Raw genomic sequence first — 4,794 nt, forward strand, 5'->3', positions numbered from 1 at the left:
AGCCTGGCCGCGCTGGCCGAACTGGGCCAGGGCTCGGTCACCTTCGCCGATGCCGACATCACGCTGATCGCCGCCGAGGGCACCACGCCCTCCACCTTCGACCGGGTGGTGGGCGAGCTGGAAGCCGCGCTGCCCGAGGTTTTTGCGCTGCACCCGGTGCTGCCGCCGCCGCCGGGCGAACCCGAGGCCGGGCCGCCGGAATTTGTCGCCACGCTCAGCCCCGAGGGCCAGGTGCAGCTGCGCGGGCGGCTGAATGACGAGAACCTGCAGCACATGGCCGACAGCTATGCCAAGGCGCGGTTCGGCTCGGCCAGTGTCTATACCGCCGCGCGCACCACCGACGGCCTGCCGATGGACTGGCCGGTGCGGGTGCTGGCCGGGATCGAGGCGCTGTCGCGGATGGTCAACGGCGCGGTCACGGTCACCCCCGACAACGTGGTGGTGCGCGGCATCTCTTCGCGCAAGGGCACGCCGGCCGAGGTGGCGGGTATGCTGTCCGACCGGCTGGGCGAGGCGCAGAATTTCGACCTCGACATCGCCTACAAAGAGCCGCCGCCACCGCCGGAAGAGGCGATAACCCCCGAAATCTGCGAGGCCGAGATCGCCGAGGCGCAGCGCATTACCGGCAAGATCAGCTTCGAGCCCGGCTCGGCCACCATCGACGATGTCTCGCGCGACACCATGGACACCATCGCCGAAATCCTCGCCGAATGCGGCGATATCCGGCTGGAAATCCAGGGTCATACCGACAGCCAGGGCCGCAGCTCGATGAACCAGCAACTCAGCCAGGACCGCGCCGATTCCGTGCTGAAGGAATTGCGGGCGCGGCGGGTGCTGACCGCAAGCTATACCGCCATGGGCTATGGCGAGACGATGCCGATCGCCTCGAATGATGACGAAGCCGGGCGCGAGGCCAACCGGCGGATCGAATTCCGGCTGATCCGCCCCGCCCCGACGCGCGAAGTGCAGACCACGCTTGAAAGCGTGGCGCAGCAGGCCGTAACGTCTTCCGAGGCTGCCGATGACGCGCAGTCATCCGAAACCGAGGGCGAAGACACCGACGATGAATAGAAACGAATTCATTATCACCACGGCGATCATCCTGTTCGCCGCCTTTGCCCTGGGCTGGTTCGCCAACTGGCTGGTGCATCGCTTTACTCGGGTCAGCGCCAAGGATGTGGGCGAATTGGACCGGATGAGCCAGGAACTGCATCACGCGGAAGAAACCCGCGACCAGGCGATCACCTATCTCCAACAGCGCGAATCCGAACTGTCCAACCAGCTGAGCCAGACCGAAGCGGAACTGTCCGCCGCGATGGAGGGGCTGCGCCATGCCCGCCGCGAGGCCGAGGAACTGCGCGCGATTGCCGACCGCGCCCGCGCCGGCTGAGCCGTCAAGCCGGGGTTACGACGACGGCCCGATCATAAAGCAGGACACGTTGCGCGCCTGCAGGCGGCGGCAGGCCAGGTCGGCCTGTTCGCGGGTCATGCCGAGGAAATTGGCATCAAAACCGCGCGGCGACCGGGCCACCTTGCGCAGCGCGCCATCCAGCGTCGCCATCTCGGTCAGCGCCGTGCGCAGCAGCACCTTCTCGGCCTGGTATTCGCTGCCATAGCGGCCCACATTGATGCCCCAGTGATGCCCGCCCGAGGTGGACAGGCGGGTCACGATCTCTTGTCCCGCATCATCCAGCGCGCTGCCGGCTTCCTCGGGTTCGGCCGCCACCGCCGAGACCAGCACCAGATCGGTGGGGCGGGCGGCGGGGCGCAGGGCAACAGAGGGCGCGGCCTCGGTGCCACCAATCGCGGCGCTGGCGGCGGTGACGGGGGGTGCGGCATTTGCGGCGGCATCCACCTCGGCCACGGTGGCCTCGACCGCGGCCTGCACTGTCTCACTGGTGCTGGCGGTCAGGGTGGTGGCGGTATCGGCCACCGCCTCGGCAACGGTTTCGGTCGCGGGGACGGCGTCGCCGACCGATTCGATCACCGCCTCAACCGCATCGGCCACCAGCAGCGGCTGTTGCGGCGCGCGCGCCTTGGGGCGCAGGCTGGAATGCACCGCGCCGGCGACAAACACGTTTTCCTTGCCGATATATTCCGGCGTATCCGGCTTTTGCAGCGGTGCCCGCGACGGCGCCCGGCGGAAGCCGAGGTCCAGCAGTTCAGCCACCTTGGCATTGCGCGAGGTCGAGGATTTGCCGCCGAAGACGGTGGCGATCACCCGTTCGTTGCCGCGCTGGGCCGAGGCGGTCAGGTTGAAGCCCGCCGCGCGGGTATAGCCGGTCTTGATGCCGTCGGCGCCTTTATAGGATTGCAGCAACCGGTTGTGCGAGGTGACCGTCTTGATCCCGGCATGGGCGCTGCTGCGCGAGAACAGGTTGTAATATTCCGGATAGTCGTAAATCAGGTGCCGCCCCAGGATGGTCATGTCATGGGCGGTCGACAGGTGGCCCTCCTCCGTCAGGCCATGGGCGTTCTTGAAAGTCGTCCGGGTCATGCCCAGCGCTTTGGCGGTCCGGGTCATACGGCGGGCAAAAGCGGCTTCGCTGCCGCTGATCGCTTCGCCAATCGCGGTGGCCGCGTCATTCGCCGATTTGATCGCGGCGGCCCGGATCAGGTAACGTAGCGAGATCGAAGACCCCGCTTGCAGGCCGAGCTTCGACGGGGGCTCGGACGCTGCATGCTGAGAAATGCGCACTTTGGTGTCGAGGGAAATCTCACCGTTACGCACCGCCTCGAAGGCAATATAAAGCGTCATCATCTTGGTCAGGGACGCCGGATGAAGCCGTGTATCCGCGTTGGATTCATGTAGAACCTCACCGGTACGTGCGTCGATCACGTAAGCCGCGTAAGGGGCTGCTACCGCGCTAAGCGGCAGGACCACAAGAAACCAGATCGCAGTGAAAATATACACGCCCAAACGGGCGGAGCTGTTCCGCCGTACCTGCACGATGATTTGCCTCGTTCTGCCTGGTGCCGCCGGTTTTCCGGCTGACGTATTGATTTGTGAGGCGAAGCTAGCACAGGGAAAATATAAAATAAACCTAGAGCTTGCAGGAAGAAGCTAAATTCCTCCCGACGCCGCCGACAAGATGTTGCGGTGTGCAATATCGGGGCACCCATACCGGCGATTGTGGCGGAATTGTGGCGAATCTCGCGCGCGAAATGCCCGCTCAGCCCAGGCGGTCCACCAGCGCGCCCAGCCCCTCCAGACTGTCCAGCTGGCAAAAGCGTTCGCCATCCTCGGGCGCCTCGGCATGTTCAAGATCCCACACCAGATCGTGCGGCACATGCACCCCCCAGCCACCCGCCGCGATCATCGGCAACACGTCGGACTTCATCGAATTGCCCACCATCACCCCCCGCGCGGGGCCGTCGCCCAGTCGGGCGAAGATCTCGGCATAGCGGTCCGCCGTCTTGTCCGAGACAATCTCGACCCCGTCGAACAGGTCACCCAGCCCCGACTGGGCCAGCTTGCGTTCCTGATCCAGCAGATCGCCCTTGGTGATCAGCACCACCCGGTGGCTGCCGGCCAGGGTTTCGACCGCCGCGCGTGCATGCGGCAGCAATTCGATGGGATGCGCCAGCATCTCGCGCCCGGCCGCCAGCAAATCCCCGATCACCGGCGCCGGTACCCGGCCATTGGTGACCTCGATCGCGGTTTCGATCATCGACAGGGTGAATCCCTTGATGCCATACCCGTAATGGCCCAGATTGCGCCGCTCGGCCGCCAGCAGACGCGCGGCCAGATGTTCCGGTTCGGCATGATCGGCCAGCAGCGCGGCAAAGCGTTCCTGGGTCAGCCGGAACACCCGTTCGTTGTGCCAAAGTGTGTCGTCGGCGTCAAAACCGACAGTCGTAATCCGGGCCGGCATCCGCCACCTGCTTTCGTTCTCTTTTCGAATCTTGCATTAAGATTATATACACGGTGAACCCAGATGGTTGAGTTTGTCCGGATACCACGCGCGCGATGCAGCTATTGCCTTTGAAAATGACCAAGAAGCCAGAGGATGACGGCGACAGCTCGATCATGATCGAGACGCGGCCGAAAACCAAGCGGCCGCCGCTCTACAAAGTGCTGTTGCTGAACGACGATTACACGCCGATGGAATTCGTCGTGCATGTGCTGGAACGCTTCTTCGGCATGAATCACGCGCAGGCCTTCGAAATCATGCTGACCGTGCACAAGAAGGGCGTTGCCGTTGTCGGCGTCTTCAGCCACGAAATCGCCGAAACCAAGGTTGGGCAGGTGATGGATTTTGCCCGCCGCCATCAGCACCCGTTGCAGTGCACGATGGAAAAGGAAGACTGACATTTCCGTATCCGCCCGTCTGAACCTGGCCCTGTCCACGGGCGGCCTCGTGCTGCCGGAGAGCGGGGCGATCGCGGTGTTCCTGCCAGTGGCCGGAACCGACCTGAGCGTTTTGCCCAAAGCGCGGGCGGTGGTGATTCAGCCGGTGTTTCCCGATCACGACGCGTTCCGCGCCGCCGGCTATACCTGCCGCGTACAAGCCGGCGACACGCGATTTGCCGCCGCGCTGGTCTGCCTGCCGCGCGCCAAGGCGCGGGCCCGGGCGGTGATCGCGCAGGCGATGGAGCTGACCGACGGTCCGGTGATCATCGACGGCGCCAAGACCGACGGCATCGACGGCATCCTGAAAGACATGCGCAAGCGCGGGCCGGTCAGCGCGCCGCTGTCCAAGGCCCATGGCAAGCTGTTTTGGACCGCCGCCGCGCCCGCCGCCTTCGCCGACTGGCACGAGGCACCGCCGCGCCCGGTCGAGGGCTTTGTCA

Annotated in this window: 5 protein-coding genes and 1 pseudogene; 4 read left to right on the forward strand and 2 right to left on the reverse strand. The window is 65.1% G+C overall.

Going from position 1 to position 4,794, the window contains the following annotated elements; translation table 11 throughout:
- Window positions 1-1,071, forward strand: a 1,071-nt coding sequence (locus tag CVM52_RS23620; RefSeq protein ID WP_133119960.1) for an OmpA family protein, incomplete at its 5' end; no start/stop codon positions are given.
- Window positions 1,064-1,390, forward strand: coding sequence for a hypothetical protein (locus tag CVM52_RS23625; RefSeq protein ID WP_100164785.1), 327 nt, complete (start codon window positions 1,064-1,066; stop codon window positions 1,388-1,390). The genes CVM52_RS23620 and CVM52_RS23625, both read left to right, overlap by 8 nt.
- A gap of 15 nt (window positions 1,391-1,405) precedes the next feature.
- Here the strand turns inward: CVM52_RS23625 and CVM52_RS23630 are convergent, their stop codons facing one another.
- Entirely contained in the window at window positions 1,406-2,950 is a 1,545-nt protein-coding gene (locus CVM52_RS23630) for a D-alanyl-D-alanine carboxypeptidase family protein (RefSeq protein WP_100164786.1), read from the reverse strand.
- 223 nt (window positions 2,951-3,173) lie between these two features.
- Window positions 3,174-3,875 (reverse strand): HAD family hydrolase, encoded by a 702-nt coding sequence (locus CVM52_RS23635; protein ID WP_100164787.1) that lies wholly within the window; start codon window positions 3,873-3,875, stop codon window positions 3,174-3,176.
- A gap of 116 nt (window positions 3,876-3,991) precedes the next feature.
- Here CVM52_RS23635 and clpS point away from each other — a divergent pair, with 116 nt between their 5' ends.
- Together clpS and CVM52_RS23645 are read left to right on the forward strand one after the other, a co-directional pair.
- On the forward strand, window positions 3,992-4,312 hold the full coding sequence (clpS, locus tag CVM52_RS23640; protein WP_240621059.1) for an ATP-dependent Clp protease adapter ClpS: 321 nt from the start codon (window positions 3,992-3,994) through the stop codon (window positions 4,310-4,312).
- 49 nt (window positions 4,313-4,361) lie between these two features.
- A pseudogene (locus CVM52_RS23645) lies at window positions 4,362-4,794 on the forward strand (MFS transporter); the annotation flags it as partial.

Source organism: Pseudooceanicola lipolyticus (assembly GCF_002786325.1).
GTDB classification, from domain to species: domain Bacteria; phylum Pseudomonadota; class Alphaproteobacteria; order Rhodobacterales; family Rhodobacteraceae; genus Pseudooceanicola_C; species Pseudooceanicola_C lipolyticus.